Here is a 15,231-nt window from a genome sequence, read left to right as displayed (position 1 = left end):
CCTCCTATGGTCTAAACTCAAATTCCATATCAAGAATCCGAACAATATCCCCTTCCTTAATACCGCGGCGCCTGAGCTCCTCATCAATCCCCAGCTTGCGCCAGATGGCCTGAAACCGGCGCAAGCCTTCTTCATCGCCAAAGCGTGTCATCGCCACAAGCTTTTCGATCCCTTCGCCCTCGACAACAAAAGCACCGTCAACATCCCGTTTGACAGCATAGGCCTCTGCCGGCGCGGCCTCATACACTTTAGCAGCCTCGATCTCCTCCGGTTCTTCCACATAGTCCGCCAAAAGCTGTGCAGCCCTCTGCATCAAAGCCGGCAAGCCAGCGCCGGTTGCCGCCGAAACAGGATAAATTTCATGACCAAAACCAGTCATAACCTCTGCCACCCGCCGGTAGTTGGCCTGGGCCTCAGGCAAATCCATTTTATTGGCGGCAATAACCTGGGGGCGCTTAAATAACCGTTCGTTATATAGTTTGAGTTCATTATTGATCTTATGAAAATCCTCAATTGGATCACGGCCTTCCAGACCGGAGACATCCAGTACATGAATAAGAACCTTGGTACGCTCCACATGGCGGAGAAAATCATGCCCAAGCCCTACCCCCTCATGGGCGCCTTCAATGAGCCCGGGAATGTCAGCAAGGACAAAGTTCTGCCCCTCGGCAATGCTGACAACCCCCAAAACCGGCGACAAGGTAGTGAAGTGATAAGCCGCAATTTCCGGTTTAGCTGCCGATACCCTGGCTAAAATACTTGACTTGCCCACACTGGGATAGCCCAGCAAACCGACATCGGCCAGCAGCTTCAGTTCCAGCAGCAACGAGCGTTCTTCCCCCGGCTCGCCTAATTCGGCGAAAGTAGGCGCCCTGTTGACACTGTTAACAAAGCGGGCATTGCCGCGGCCACCCCGGCCGCCTTTAGCCACCACAACGGTCTGGCCCGGCTCGGTAATATCGCCAAGCACCTGGCCTGTGGCTTCATCTTTTATCAGGGTTCCTGGCGGCACCTTGATCAGAAGGTCTTCAGCGCCCCGGCCGTGCATATTGCTGGTTTGCCCATGGGCGCCACTATTGGCTTTAAACTGCCGTTTATAACGGAAATCAACCAGGGTATTGAGACTGGCATCACCAATTAATACAACATTGGCCCCGCGACCGCCGTCGCCGCCGCTGGGACCGCCTTTGGGCACATATTTCTCCCGGCGGAAGCCGGACATGCCGTTACCGCCGCTGCCGGCTTTTACTGTTATTTTAGCTCTGTCGATAAACATACACAATCCCCTTGCGTTTTATAAGTAATATGCGCTGTAGCGCTGCTTTTTACCCCGGCTAAATGTTAAATCATAGCTATAACTCCAAGGGATAAGAAAAATCTGTACCCTAAAAGGTCCCAGGCGGCTTGTTATCTGCCGGATCCTGAAGGACTTGGCGCAGGCCAGCTTTCGCTCAGCAGTCTATAATATTATGTAAGCTCCTGCCTAGGTAAGGTCAGAGTGCTTATCCTGGTAAGCAGCCAGCACATTTGATATCATGTCAGGATCATGGGCAAGCTTTTCTATATATTGTATTGCTTTCTCACCACGTCCCAATTGAATCATCGCGTGTATAACCTGCAGGTGGTTTAAGAAATCATGACGCTGAATACGGAGCAGCTTGACTATGTCAGTACATGTCATTACTTCAGAGCAGCTTGTGTTTGTCATACAATCATCCTTCCGGTATACTGCAGAATGATATGTCTTTCGCCCCGGCCAGCCAAAATACCTGTCGCCATGTGACAGGCCGGACAAAAATTAGAAAAACCTGGCTTCTGCCAAATCCTTAGGCGCCGGCAAAGACGCCTGCTTTTTAGGGTATAAATTTTTCTTATCCCTTGCATTACTTTAATATTCTGCCGGGTTAGAAAAACTCGGCTTCTGCCAAGTCCATCAGGACACCCGGCAGAAGCCGCCTGTGCCTTTAAGGTAAAGATTTTTCTTATCCTTAGTACACAGCATCTAACCTTATAAATTCTGGCAGATAAAAACACGGCTTGCGCCGGGCCTGTGGCGAAAGCGAAAGCCGCTGTTGCCCTTATCCAGGGAAAGTTAACCTTTCTGGCAGGACTAAAAAACCTGCGGCTTTGCGGGCCGCAGGCATTTTCATTAGATAGCTTCTTCAGCTGCAGGATATACACTTACTTGCCGGTCATAGCGACCTTTGCGCTCGAAAGCGACTTTACCGGGAACTTTGGCAAATAAGGTATCATCTTTGCCGATGCCGACATTGTTACCTGGATGGAAATGAGTACCACGCTGGCGTACTAAAATACTGCCTGCAGTAACTACTTCGCCGGCGTGACGTTTAACGCCAAGGCGTTTGGCTTCACTGTCGCGGCCGTTACGGGTGCTGCCCACACCTTTTTTATGTGCAAATAACTGTAAGTCAAAAGAATTCAGTTTAAATTTTTCCATTGTTGCTTTCACCTCCTGTGCTCAATAATCCGAACACTCTTAGGATATAGTTTGGCAATTTCTGTTAAGCCGAGAAGCATGGTTTCAAAGACTGCCGCCGTAAGGCTGTCAGGCTGGCCGCTAAGCTCAACTGTAAGCCCGCCCCGGCCCTGCACCAGGTTGATATCCCGCCGCAAGTGGCGTTCAATCCCCATGACGGCTGACTGCGTAAGGGCAGATACGCCGGCACAAACAATGTCCTGGCCATGCGGTGCGGCGTGGGCATGTCCGTTCACCATAAATCCGGTAATTGCCTGCTTGTTATCACGAATTAAGGTAACCGTAATCATGAGCCGGCCTTAAGCAAAAATCTTGTCAATGCGGACTTTCGTAAAAGGCTGGCGGTGACCCTGGCGACGGCGGTAATTGGATTTTGCTTTGTATTTAAAAACCAAAATCTTCTTGCCCTTGCCGTGAGACACGACTTCGGCAGTAACTTTAGCATCACTGATCAGCGGTTTGCCGATAACAACCTCGCCGTCTTTTACTACAGTCAGAACACGGTCAAAATCAACAGTCTGGCCTTCGGCCACATCAATTTTTTCAATGGTAAGAACATCGCCTTCAGTAACACGGTATTGTTTGCCGCCTGTTTCAATAATAGCGTACATAAATATTGCACCTCCCCTGCATAGGACTCGCCGGATACGGTAACAAACTCCAGTTTGTTTTATAAGACCTCTCCGCGCGGTTACAATAGACTTAATGCCTACATCATGAAATTTTACCATAATGGTAATAGTTTGTCAATCCGGTTTCCAAAGCAATGAAAACATCTCCGGCTTCATAGTTTGCGCAGCTTCGACAGCAAGGCATCTGCCGGTTTCCAGCTCCAGCCGCTTCAGTTCTCCCTGTCTGCTTAAAAAGTCGGCTACCCGGGGATGAACCTGAATGATCAGCCTCCCGCCCGTACGGGGCCGTTTGTTCAGTTTTCGCAGTTCCCGCTTGATATCGATAACAACAGTGGCCGGTGACTTTATGCGCCCTGTCCCTACACAGCACGGGCACTGGTCATAGAGCATGCCGTTAATATTTTGTCTGGCCTTTTTCCGGGTCATTTCTACCAGCCCCAGGCTGGTTATTCCTAAAACATTTGATTTCGTGCGGTCTTTTTTGAGTTCAAGTTCCAGCGCCGTTAATACGGCTGACCGCTGCTCAGCCTTGGCCATATCAATAAAATCAATGATAATAATACCGCCGATGTCTCGTAGCCTCAGCTGTCTGGCAATCTCGGCGGCCGCCTCGATGTTGGCCTGAAATACGGTTTCAGACAGGTTGGTATTGCCGATAAACTTGCCGGTATTGACATCAATAACCGTCAACGCCTCCGTATGGTCGATAACAAGATAACCGCCGCAGGCCAGGTCTACCCGCCGGTTACGCAGGCTGTCAAGCTTCGCATCAATATTGAAACGGCTAAACAGGTCATTGTCCGGTCCGCCGGCCTGCTCGTACAGCCTGACGCAGTCAATAAGCTCAGGGGATGTATATTTCAATAGATCAATAACTCGGGTATAGGCTTCGTGGCTGTCGATGATAAATTCCGCAATATCACTGGTCAGGTAATCACGGACAATCCGCACCACAAGGTCAGCATCCCGGTAAATGAGCGCCGGGGCATGAATTCGTTTGGCCCGGGCGCTCAGGCTTGACCACATATTTGTCAGATAGGCCATATCATTAACCAGTTCTTCCTGATTTTTGCCTGCGGCCACCGTTCTGACAATGACCCCCATCCCAGCCGGACGTATCCTTTCCGCCAGCTGCCGTAATCTTTCCCGTTCCGGTTCCTCTTCGATACGCCGGGAAATGCCAATATAATCAACCGTTGGCATAAGTACGATATATCGTCCCGGCAAGGTCAGGCTGATAGTGGCCCGTGGCCCTTTCTCGCCCATTGCATCTTTGGCAATTTGCACCAGGATATCCTGGCCAACCGTCAAATGCCGGCAGGCGGCCTGGCGGCCGGCATCGCCCATATATAAAAAGGCGTTTTTATCACGTCCGATATCGACAAACGCCGCCTGCATGCCTGGCAAAACATTTTTGACTTTACCTTTATAAATATTCCCGACCAGGTGTCCGCTGTCGCTGCGTTCCACCGCTATCTCCATAAGCTGATTGTCTTCCAGCAGCGCAACCCGGGTTTCCTCCGGCATAACACTGGCAATAATACTCTTTTTCATACCTGTTTCCTTTAATTTATTTATAGTTCAAGCGGCGATCTCTGCTGCCGTCCGTTACAGATAAACAAGCCAGTACGGTGAATAAGCGCATTGCCGCCATCAGCAGGCAAACCGTAACGGTCTGTCAGCACAGCCAGCACCTCAGCCGGCTTGACGCTGCCACTGGGGGTAATCTTAATTGACAGGCTTACCGTTATTAAAGCTGGCTGCTCCGGATCTGGCTTGGCTGTAACCGGGGCGGCAAGATATTCTGTGATGTCAATCTCGCGGCGGCCTTTGGGTGATTCTTTGATATATAGGACTTCAGCTTCACTGTTAAAGCGGCTGAGACTCGCCCTGGCCGCAGTCAGTGTAGCCGCCGGCAGCAAAGGAAGGATAATATCATAAGTGGCCAGATTAACGACCGCCATCAGGGCCGGGCTGGGGGTGGCCATAAACTTAGCGGCCTTAAGTTCGATCCCTGCAGGCATTTGCGCCTTAAGCCGGGACTCAATACCGGCAAGGTCCGGTGCGTCCGTCAATTCAAGATCAAGGTATTCGGCCTCACTTGTCACCCCCACTGCCAGGGCTGAGGCAAAGGCCAGTTTCATGTGCGGGTTAAAACCTTCGGAATAAGCGGCCGGCAGCCCGGCCCGGCGAATAACCCGTTCGATTGTGCCGGCAAAATCCAGGTGTGACACATAACGTATTTCATTGCCTTTAGTTATTTTCAGCCGTAACTTTGCCACTATGCCTGCCCCCAGTCAACTACTTTTACGTCCAGCTTCTGGCACACGCCGCAGGCGCAGCATTCTTGATGACGGCAGTCGGGTGTGAAAACCGCCTGCTGCGCAGCCTGCCATTCCCGTACCAGAAAAGACTTGTCCACTCCTGCCGATAAATGCTCCCAGGGCAGCGCCTCATCTATATCCCGGTTACGGCTGGCATAAGCCGCAGGATCAATATTCTCAGCCGAAAAAGCGTCCATCCATACATTAAATTTAAAGTGTTCGGACCAGCCGTCAAACTTTACACCCTGCTGCCAGGCCCGGAGAAGAACCTTGCCCAGCCGACGGTCACCGCGGGAAAACACCCCTTCCAGGAAACTGGTGCGGGCATCATGCCAGCTGAGCGAGATACTGCGGTCTTTAATCAGGGACCGCAACAGCCGCTGTTTGCGTTCGATTTCTGCAACAGAATCCTGGCCAAACCATTGAAAAGCAGTGTGCGGCTTAGGCACAAACGAGGATACGCTGACGGTAACTTTTGCCCCCCGGCGGCCCTTTATCTGTTTATAAAGATCGGCAACATGCTGGGCCAAGGCGGCAATGCCGGCTATATCCTCATCCGTTTCCGTCGGCAGGCCGATCATAAAATAGAGTTTGATCGTCGACCAGCCGGCTCTGAACGCAGCGCTTACCGCCTCGGTCAGATCGGCCTCAGTTACCCCTTTATTAATTACGTCCCTGAGTCGCTGCGTCCCGGCCTCAGGCGCAAAAGTCAAACCGCTTTTCCTTACCTGTTGTACCTGATTAGCCAAATCGATAGAAAAGCTGTCAATCCTGAGAGACGGCAGCGATACACTGACTCCCTGCGGTTTAAACCGGGCGGTAAGGCGGTTGATCAAAGGACTCAGACACGAATAATCAGCCGAGCTTAATGATACCAGGGATATCTCATTGTAGCCGGTGTTAGCGATAAGCTCCTGGACGTAGTTTAGCAGGGTTTCTATGTTACGCTCCCGTACAGGCCGGTAGAGTACACCGGCCTGACAAAAACGGCAGCCCCGGGTACAGCCCCGGAACAACTCCAGCATAATACGGTCATGAACAATTTCAATAAACGGGACTATGGGTTTTGTCGCAAACATCACTTGGTCAAGGTCAGGGATCACGCGTTTGCAGATGACCGGTTTTGCTTCCGGCATATCCGGGCAGATACCGGCCCAGCGGCCGTCGGCAAGATACCCGGCCTGATAAAAAGCCGGCACATAAACACCCTGTAGTTCGGCAAGCTTTCGTAAAATACCTGCTTTGCCATTTTGTTTTCCCGATAATTTCCAGTGAGCTACGGCAGCTGCCACCTCGCTGATAACCTCTTCCGCCTCACCCAGGATGAAAAAGTCCACAAAGTCGGCCATAGGCTCCGCATTAAAAGCGCAGGGCCCGCCGCATGCCACCAGGGGCTGGGTTGCCTCACGCTCGGCTGCTAACAGGGGAATACCGGCTAAATCAAGCATATTAAGCACATTGCTGTAGCTTAGTTCATACTGTAAAGAAAAGCCGATGATATCACACTCGGCTACAGGCCGCTTTGTTTCCAGTGTATATAACCGAACACCGGCCTTTCTCATCTCCGCTTCCAGATCTACCCAGGGAGCGTAGGCACGTTCGGCAAACGTGTCAGCCCGTTGATTAAGGATCTGATATAATATCTTTAATCCCAGATTTGACATACCGACTTCATATACGTCAGGCATAGCCAGAACAAAATTTACCATAGCCGGCTGCAGCTCTTTAACGACACTGTTCCATTCATGACCGGTATAGCGGGCTGGTTTCATCACCTTGCTCAAAATAGCAGGGCTGACAGGATCTAAGGGATGCATATGTACCTCCAAATAAATAGCTATAAAAAATATTATGTATTTTTCCAGGGGAAATATCAAGCTTTATTTAGAAAATCATTTACTTTTCCCTTAATTCCCCGCTCCAGCAGCTGTTCCCACACCTCCGTCTCGGTAAGAGCTCCGCTTAGCCGGAAATTGCGGTCAACAATGTGGATCACATAGTATTGTTCCGGGCCAAAGAGCCGGATAACATCACTGACGGCAGTATTCTCCATCGCGGTAAGGTGGCTTGTAGGCATTACGCCCCGGCGGGAAAGCTCTGCTTTTTTGCCGGCCAGAATCCTCATGCCCCGCAGCCCGGCCAGATTGTTTTCGGCCCGGGCGGTGACAAAGAGAAAACCCGCCGCTATCAGCATTGTCAGGTTGATAATACTGGAGAGCCAGTATTCGACTGCGGCCATTAGTATCAATAAGCAGCCGATGATATGGCTGATCGTAACAACAATTGCCGTAGACTCACGGTAATCCCGGCGCCGTGACAGCAGCGCCCGCAGGATTCTCCCTCCGTCCAGCGGCAGGGCCGGCAGCAGATTAAAAAGGGCCAGGGTAAGATTTACTTCACCATAGAAGCGTACTACCTCCTGCCAGGCACCGGCTTCATTCCACCGGGCATAACATAAAGCCGCCAGAACCAGGCTTGCCATCGGTCCGGCGGCTGCAATCATTATTTCACTGGCCGCGCCGGCGTCAGCGAGGCGCTCAACCCGTGCCATTGCGCCAAAAGGCAGCAATTCAACCTGTTTAACCTTGTAGCCCAGGCCGCCGGCCATTAGCATATGGGCCAGCTCGTGCAATACTACCGCACTGAATACCAGCAGTATTTTGCCCCCCAGACCGGCAGCCGTAAACAAAGCAAGCAACGCTAAAAACCAATTGTTAAAAACAATCTCAACCCCTGCCACTTTTCCGGCCCGCATACTTCACATCCTTATTTTACAGTTTCACCTTTTATTCTGGGGATAGGGTCGATGGCTTTACCGTTTTCTCTTAGCTCAAAATATAGTACAGGCGCAGCCGCCCCTGTTTTGCCAACCCTCCCTACAACCTGTCCCTGGCTTACCACATCGCCATCCTTCACTAACACATCGGCTAAATGCCCGTAAAAGGTCTCCAGCCCCTGGCCATGTTCAATAATTAATATCTTACCAAACTGAGTACTATCGGTAACGATCTTGACTTTGCCGGGAGCAGCGGCATGTACGCTGCTCCCGGCCGGAGCGGAAATATCAATGCCCTCCCGTAAAGTCTCCTTCTGCAATTCTGCATTTGTTTGCCAGCCATACCCGTTCACCACCTGACCGTCCACAGGCTTAGTCATATACATAAGCGGGTCGGCCGGCCGGGAAACAGTGGCCTGAACTTGCTTAAGCACCGGAATTTGGGAAATTTGAATGGCATTGGGCCAATAAGTATTAATATAATCCACTGTTTTCACCGAATAGTAAACAAAATCAGTCTGCGTTGCCAGCATTTTCCTCACAGCGCCTGTGACTTCCTGTCCAATCCTGGTGTCTGAAACATGGGCCCCATAAATCATGGCAAAAAGCGCCAAGGCGGCAACCGTCTTTTTTAGCCAGGTATAATCAGGTGTGTCTTCATAATAGGATTGCCAGTTTTTTTCCGAATTGCGGCTCCGCATACTGAGTTGCCAGCGGCTTTTCAAACGGTTCCACAGCCTTGTCGTCATGTTAAGCCCTCCATAAACACCGGCTAAGTATTCTTATGGAATATATATGACAAAACTGCAGATTTATAACCTGTACCGGCTGATTAAGTAATAAAAGTAAAGCGGGCCCATCGGCCCGCTGCAGTCAAAACAAGATCTTTTGCCTTCGCATATGAATATTTAATAATATGCCGATACTGACCAGATTAGTAGTCAGTGAGCTTACACCATAGCTCATAAGTGGCAGCGGAATGCCGGTAACCGGCATAATGCCTGCTGTCATCCCCACATTAACCAGGAGATGAAATGCCAGCATGGAGGTAATCCCCGTTGCTACAAGCATACCGAAATTATCCCTGGCTGCCCCGGCAATTTTTATACCGCGATACAGCAATATAAAATACAGCAGTAAAATCAGGATTGAGCCGACAAAACCCAGTTCTTCGCCAATCACCGCGAAAATGAAATCAGTGTGATTTTCCGGCAGGAAGTTAAGCTGGCTCTGCGTGCCGTTGAACAGGCCTTTACCAAACAACATACCGGAACCAATAGCAATCTTGGACTGGATGATATGGTAGCCGGACCCCAGGGGATCAACATTCGGATCAATAAATACAGTTAAGCGCTTTTTCTGATAATCTTTTAAAAAATGCCAGAAAATTGGCAGGAACGCAAGACCGGCGCCAATAATTGACAGTAAATGGCGTGTACTTATACCCGCCACAAAAATCATGCCGAATAATATGGCCAAAAACACCAGGGAAGTTCCTAAGTCCGGCTGTTTTAACACCAGGAGAAAAGGTATCCCGACAAAAAGAAACACCGGGATGATCTCCTTGAAGCTGTTAAGCCGGCCTGTACGTTTGTCCAGAACCTGGGCCAAGCCAATAATCATAATCAGTTTAGAGAACTCCGACGGCTGCAGGCTGATCGGTCCAATCTGAATCCAGCGCTGAGCCCCCAGAGCCGACTGGCCGACAAACATAACCGCCAGCAGCATAATCAGGTTAAAAACATAGAAAAATCCGGCAAATTTTTCCAATGACTTATAATCAAAATTAAGCATGATGAAAATAATAGCAATATTGGCCAAAGCAAATAGCCCCTGGCGCTCCACATACCAATAGCGATCCTCACTCGGTCCGTTAATGTGAGTGGCACTGCCGATTATAACCAGACTAATAAGGACCAGGAGGGCTGTAACACCAATAAGTATAAAGTCCAGATTCCGCAGCAGGCGCTGGTTAAGCATACAGACCATCCTTCTCTCTAACAATGTCCCTATATATTATAATAGTATTTCCCGCCTGCGTCCAGTATTGCAAACCGAAAGAAAAAAGCAGAGTACTTTGCTTTACTCTGCTTTCATAAATTTACTCGCCGGCCATGGCCCCCCGCTTCATGCGGTTAACCGGAATATTAGCTACCAGCGCCACCTGGGTATTCGTCTTAGTCAGACTGATTTCCATCTCGGTTTCATTGATGTCCATATAGTTTGAAATCACTTTTATCATGTCATCCTTGATGACTTCCATAAACTGCGGCGACACATTGACACGATCATGCACCAGCACAAATCTGAGCCGTTCTTTGGCAATGTCTTTCGAACCCTGAGGCTCTCTGCCAAACAGTTTTTGTATAAGTTCAAACACCTTTTTCCCCTCCCTGCAACAATTTAAAACCCTAGCGCTTTTTTGAATCGGCCCCAGAAGCTGTCATTAACCTCAAATGTCATAAGCGGCACATTTTCCCCCATCAGCCTCCGGATAATATTGCGGTAGGCAACACCGGCCAGTGCTGTCGTATTGGCGATTGCCGGCTCACCCCGGTTAGTCGAAATAACAATATACTCATCTTCCGGTATTATCCCCAGCAAATCAACAGCCAGGATTTCAATAATATCATCAATATCCATCATATCCCCTTTTTTAACCATCAGGGGACGGATGCGGTTAACAATCAGCTTAGGATTATGCTTGCCTTCCGATTCCAACAAACCAATAATCCGGTCCGCATCCCGGACGGCCGAAACTTCCGGCGTAGTAACGATAATAGCCCGGTCGGCGCCGGCAATGGCGTTTTTAAATCCCTGCTCAATACCGGCCGGGCAGTCGATGATAACATAATCAAATTCCTGGGCCAGTTCCTGGCAAAGCTGCTTCATTTGCTCAGGCGTTACGGCATTCTTGTCCCTGGTCTGGGCAGCCGGCAGCAAATAAAGCGTTTCGTAGCGCTTGTCCCTGATCAGCGCCTGCTTTAACCGGCAGTTGCCATCTGTTACATCCACTAAATCATAGACGATTCTATTTTCAAGTCCCATAACCACATCGAGGTTGCGCAAGCCGATATCGGCGTCCACCAGGACCACCTTTTTGCCCTGCAGGGCAAAACCAGTGCCAAGATTGGCTGTTGTTGTTGTTTTGCCAACACCGCCCTTGCCTGATGTAATGACAATTACTTCCCCCATCTATGTACCTCCTAAAGTTTATCAAAGAAAGCTTACATTTCCAGTGACGCTAAATTCCTCTTATCTGCCGGTTCGATAACAACAATGCCTCTAACGATGCGTGCAGTCTCCCTGCAGGTAGGATTATCCTGATTATCGGGGGCTCTGGCAATCATTCCCGCTATTCTTAGCTGGCCGGCAATCAGTTTGTCAGCAGTAATCGTCGCCAGTTGATCACCGTTGGCCCCGGCATGAGCCACCCCCCGGCAGGTTCCCTCAACCGTGATACTGCCACCGGCAATGACTTCTGCCCCGGGGTTCACGTCACCCATGATAATAACCGAGCCGCTAAACACGATCCGCTGGCCGCTGCGCAGCATTCTCGACACAATCAGGGTTTTTCCGCCTTCGGGCTCCTGCCGGTATTCTACAGGGATTTCCCCGTCCGGGCTGCTTGCACCGTCTGGTAAATTCGGCGATATCGTCTGATCATCCAGAGCCAGTCCATAATCTGCCAGCAGACTGATAAGCTGCCGCCGTTCCTCCCCGGTCAACAAACTGGAACCGGCTACCACTTTCACACCGGCGCTGCCTGTAAAAAAATGAGCGGCCGATTCCAGCTTCTCTCTCAGTTGCGCCAACAGCGAGGAAAAGTCAACGGCTTCATTAATTACCAGTTCAAGACCGCCTTTATTTCCTTTAAATACTATATCCTCCCGCATACCTACTCCCTAAATTTTACCATATGTTATTAGCTGTATGTCAACTAAAATTCGCCTTAATTAACAAATTTCCTGCAGCGCAATGGATGAGCGCCAGTTAAAATTACCAGTAAGAAGAAGATCTTATCAGGACCGGGTATTAAAGCACTTTAGTTTTTCTATTGGGGGTTGATTTATGATTAACTGTTTGGCAAAATTAACTGCCTGGCTGAGCCAGCACATGTTTTTAATTGTTTTATCGGCCTTGCTCTTTGGTTTTTTCTCCCCGCTGGCCGACTCTGCTAGTCTCCGGACAGTGGTGATTGGCGCCTTTGCTTATATGACGTTTGTTACCGCCCTTGATATAAGCTTTAAAGAGTTCCTCCAGGTGCTCAAAAAGCCGCTTATCCCCATTTGGATACTGATATTAATCCATATTATCTCACCGCTCATTGCCTGGCTGACCGGGCTCAGTCTGTTTGCCGATAATCCGAATGTGCAGTTGGGCTATTTAATCGGCGCCTCTACCCCGATTGGCGTAACCTCGGTCATATGGACGGCACTGACCCAGGGGAGTGTATCCATTGCGCTGGTTTCCGTAACCCTTGACACCCTCGTTGTACCTGTTATGCTGCCCTTCTTCTTTCAAATTGTTATTGGGCAGGTGCTGCAAATTGACTATATGCAGATGATGTTTCAATTGCTGCTCATGGTAACCATACCAAGCTTACTGGGAATGGCTCTCCATGATTACAGCAGCACGCTGCTTACACCGGCGGTTAAAATCATTGCCGGTTTTATCGCCAAACTCGCCTTTTTTGCCGTAATTTTTGTCAATGCAGCGATCGTCGGGCCAAGCATCAGCTGGGACCTTGCCACTCTGAAAATAGTTTTTATTACGATGCTGCTGGTAGCGGCCGGCTATCTCACCGGGTTCCTGGGCTCCTGCCTGCTGCGTGACCGGTCTAAAGAAACAGCCTTAGCCATGATTTACTGCGTGGGGCTGCGCAATATAAGCTTTGGCCTGGTATTAGCCCTGACCTTTTTCCCACCGCCTGTTGCCGTGCCAATCACAATGTTTATCCTGTACCAACAGCCATTGGCCGCAGTCATCCCTTATCTGTTTCAGAAATTTGCCCCTGGTAAACGTCTGGCCTGACGCCCATTCCCGGTACGGGAATTCCGGTTCGCCGCAATATAACAGGATCAGGCTTTACAAAGCCTGATCCTGTTATATTGCCGGGATTTCTGCCTGACGCAAACACAAATAAAGGCACACTATAACGCAGTCTGGGGCCGGTGAATTTTGGCCGCTTCGGCGACAGTCTGGTTAATATTAAAAGCGGCCTCCAGAATTTTTTTCGCAATCGGAGCAGCCGATGATGTCCCGAATCCACCCTGCTCGACAATAACAGCCACCGCTACGCGCGGATCCTCATAGGGTCCATAGGCCACAAACCAGCCATGATCATGGCCATGCGAGTTTTCCGCCGTGCCGGTTTTACCGGCTATGGCAACAGGGAAATCATGAAAATCGGCGGCAGCTGTACCGCCTGCCTGAGCGACCTCCCGCAGCGACTCACGAATAAGATTTAGCGTACTGTCGGAAATAGTCACCCGCCCCACCTCTTCCGGGCCAAAGGTTGTAAGGGTTTCACCGCTGGTGCTGGTAATCTTGCTTACCAGGTTAGGCCGGTAACGATAGCCGCCATTGGCAATCTCGCTGATCACCACAGCCATTTGCAGCGGTGTTGTCAGTTGAAACCCCTGACCAATCGCCGCATCAAAGGTCTCAGATAAATACCAGTCTTCACCATAAACCTTTTCTTTATAACGCTTGTTTGCCACCAGGCCTTCCGATTCACCGGGAAGATTGATGCCTGTAACCGCTCCCAGGCCAAACATGCGGGCATATTTCTCCAGATTATCGATTCCCAACCGGTTGCCCATTTCATAAAAGTATACGTTGTCAGACTTGGATAAAGCTTCCCGGAAATTAATCCACCCCAAGGCTTCACCCATGGCATTGCTTTTGGGAATAAGCCAGTGGGTGCCGGTATCCAGGATTTTCTCCTGCGGTGTTACCTTTCCGAGCTCCAGCGCCGCCGTACCGGTAATTATTTTAAAAGTGGACCCTGGCGGATATTCGCCGGAGATTGCTTTATTATCCATCGGGTGATAGGGGTTATCATTAAGCAGCTTCCAGTCCTTTTCGGAGATGCCGCCGTTAAACAGGTTAGGATTAAAACTAGGCCGGCTGACCATAGCCAAAATCTCGCCGTTCTTAGGGTTTAACACTACCGCCGCCGCCGCTTTTGCTTTATTAAACTCAGTTTTCGTCTGTAGATAGGCAAGCTGGTCATCAATCGCTGTTTCCGCCGCCTTTTGTATCCGGTAATCAATTGTCAGCACCAGATTATGCCCGGGCAGCGGGTCTTTTTTGCCAAGCACCTGTACCGGCCGGCCACTGACATCCACTTCAACCTGGTTGCCGCCGTCCGTACCCCGCAGTTCTTTGTCATATACCCTTTCCAAACCGAATTTACCCACAATGTCGCCGGCTTTATAGCCGTCGGTTTTCCGCTTTTCCAGCTCTGCTTCATTAATCTCACTGACATAACCAAAGATATGGGCGGCGAGCTCGTTATAAACATAATTTCTGAGCGGCTGGATTTCAATAACCACACCGGGCAGCTCGGCCCTGCGTTCCTCAATCTTGGTCACAATATCCGGGCCGAGATCGGTCTTAATGCGAATAGGCTCGAAGGAACCCGAATGCTGCGCCACCTTGGCTTTAATTTCACGGACGTCCATGCTTAAAATGCCGGCTAGTTTATCCAGCACTGCATCAGGCACAGGACCGCTTATCGACAGCAAAGAGACGGTAAAGCCCGGACGGTTGGATACTAACATCACTCCATTCCGGTCATAAAAAACGCCCCGGGGGGCCATGATAGGAATGAGCCTGATGCGATTGCCGTCAGCCAGCCGTTCATAATATTGTCCCTGGGCCATTTGCAGATAGCCCAGACGGCCCACTAATATAATAAATATGAAAATCACGACAAAACCCAGTATTTCAATCCTGCCATGTAAGCGCTTAGTAAGCATAATGACCTCTTTGTAT

16 protein-coding genes are annotated in these 15,231 nt (G+C 50.0%); 1 reads left to right on the top strand and 15 read right to left on the bottom strand.

Features of this window, described 5'->3' with window-relative positions:
• Positions 1-4 precede the first annotated feature (4 nt).
• The 14 genes from obgE to minC all read right to left on the bottom strand — a co-directional run bounded on the left by obgE (position 5) and on the right by minC (position 12,125).
• Positions 5-1,276 (bottom strand): GTPase ObgE, encoded by a 1,272-nt coding sequence (gene obgE / locus ACZ481_RS09715; protein ID WP_464769944.1) that lies wholly within the window; start codon positions 1,274-1,276, stop codon positions 5-7.
• A 207-nt stretch (positions 1,277-1,483) separates the two neighbouring features.
• Positions 1,484-1,681 (bottom strand): Spo0B domain-containing protein, encoded by a 198-nt coding sequence (locus ACZ481_RS09710; protein ID WP_464769943.1) that lies wholly within the window; start codon positions 1,679-1,681, stop codon positions 1,484-1,486.
• A gap of 468 nt (positions 1,682-2,149) precedes the next feature.
• Entirely contained in the window at positions 2,150-2,443 is a 294-nt protein-coding gene (rpmA, locus tag ACZ481_RS09705; protein WP_464770606.1) for a 50S ribosomal protein L27, read from the bottom strand.
• 23 nt (positions 2,444-2,466) lie between these two features.
• Entirely contained in the window at positions 2,467-2,787 is a 321-nt protein-coding gene (locus tag ACZ481_RS09700) for a ribosomal-processing cysteine protease Prp (RefSeq protein ID WP_464769942.1), read from the bottom strand.
• 9 nt (positions 2,788-2,796) lie between these two features.
• The gene (rplU, locus tag ACZ481_RS09695) at positions 2,797-3,108 is read right to left on the bottom strand and encodes a 50S ribosomal protein L21 (RefSeq protein WP_464769941.1); all 312 of its coding nucleotides are present in this window, start codon (positions 3,106-3,108) and stop codon (positions 2,797-2,799) included.
• Between the two features lie 135 nt (positions 3,109-3,243).
• On the bottom strand, positions 3,244-4,683 hold the full coding sequence (locus ACZ481_RS09690; protein WP_464769940.1) for an Rne/Rng family ribonuclease: 1,440 nt from the start codon (positions 4,681-4,683) through the stop codon (positions 3,244-3,246).
• A gap of 20 nt (positions 4,684-4,703) precedes the next feature.
• A complete protein-coding gene (locus ACZ481_RS09685; protein WP_464769939.1) occupies positions 4,704-5,411 on the bottom strand; it encodes a TIGR03936 family radical SAM-associated protein in 708 nt (235 codons plus the stop codon).
• On the bottom strand, positions 5,411-7,270 hold the full coding sequence (locus ACZ481_RS09680) for a TIGR03960 family B12-binding radical SAM protein (protein WP_464769938.1): 1,860 nt from the start codon (positions 7,268-7,270) through the stop codon (positions 5,411-5,413). Before ACZ481_RS09680 ends, ACZ481_RS09685 begins: the two co-directional genes overlap by 1 nt.
• Before the next feature lie 56 nt (positions 7,271-7,326).
• Positions 7,327-8,208: a M50 family metallopeptidase gene (locus ACZ481_RS09675; RefSeq protein ID WP_464769937.1), complete on the bottom strand. Its 882-nt coding sequence runs from the start codon at positions 8,206-8,208 to the stop codon at positions 7,327-7,329.
• 11 nt (positions 8,209-8,219) lie between these two features.
• Positions 8,220-8,978, bottom strand: a complete 759-nt coding sequence (locus tag ACZ481_RS09670) for a M23 family metallopeptidase (protein ID WP_464769936.1) — start codon at positions 8,976-8,978, stop codon at positions 8,220-8,222.
• Between the two features lie 124 nt (positions 8,979-9,102).
• Positions 9,103-10,209, bottom strand: coding sequence for a rod shape-determining protein RodA (rodA, locus tag ACZ481_RS09665; protein WP_464769935.1), 1,107 nt, complete (start codon positions 10,207-10,209; stop codon positions 9,103-9,105).
• A gap of 121 nt (positions 10,210-10,330) precedes the next feature.
• Positions 10,331-10,609, bottom strand: coding sequence for a cell division topological specificity factor MinE (gene minE, locus ACZ481_RS09660; RefSeq protein ID WP_464769934.1), 279 nt, complete (start codon positions 10,607-10,609; stop codon positions 10,331-10,333).
• A gap of 23 nt (positions 10,610-10,632) precedes the next feature.
• Positions 10,633-11,424 (bottom strand): septum site-determining protein MinD, encoded by a 792-nt coding sequence (gene minD / locus ACZ481_RS09655; protein WP_464769933.1) that lies wholly within the window; start codon positions 11,422-11,424, stop codon positions 10,633-10,635.
• A gap of 32 nt (positions 11,425-11,456) precedes the next feature.
• Positions 11,457-12,125, bottom strand: coding sequence for a septum site-determining protein MinC (minC, locus tag ACZ481_RS09650; RefSeq protein WP_464769932.1), 669 nt, complete (start codon positions 12,123-12,125; stop codon positions 11,457-11,459).
• 175 nt (positions 12,126-12,300) lie between these two features.
• On the opposite strand from minC, the gene ACZ481_RS09645 reads away from it, so the two are divergent.
• Positions 12,301-13,263 (top strand): bile acid:sodium symporter family protein, encoded by a 963-nt coding sequence (locus ACZ481_RS09645; RefSeq protein ID WP_464769931.1) that lies wholly within the window; start codon positions 12,301-12,303, stop codon positions 13,261-13,263.
• Between the two features lie 119 nt (positions 13,264-13,382).
• On the opposite strand, the gene mrdA is transcribed toward ACZ481_RS09645, so the two are convergent.
• Positions 13,383-15,215 carry a penicillin-binding protein 2 gene (mrdA, locus tag ACZ481_RS09640; protein ID WP_464769930.1) on the bottom strand — a complete coding sequence of 611 codons (1,833 nt, stop codon included), beginning with the start codon at positions 15,213-15,215 and terminating at the stop codon, positions 13,383-13,385.
• Between the last annotated feature and the right edge of the window lie 16 nt (positions 15,216-15,231).

The sequence above is a fragment of the Sporomusa intestinalis genome (assembly GCF_055383785.1).
This window is presented reverse-complemented; position numbering and strand designations above follow the sequence as displayed.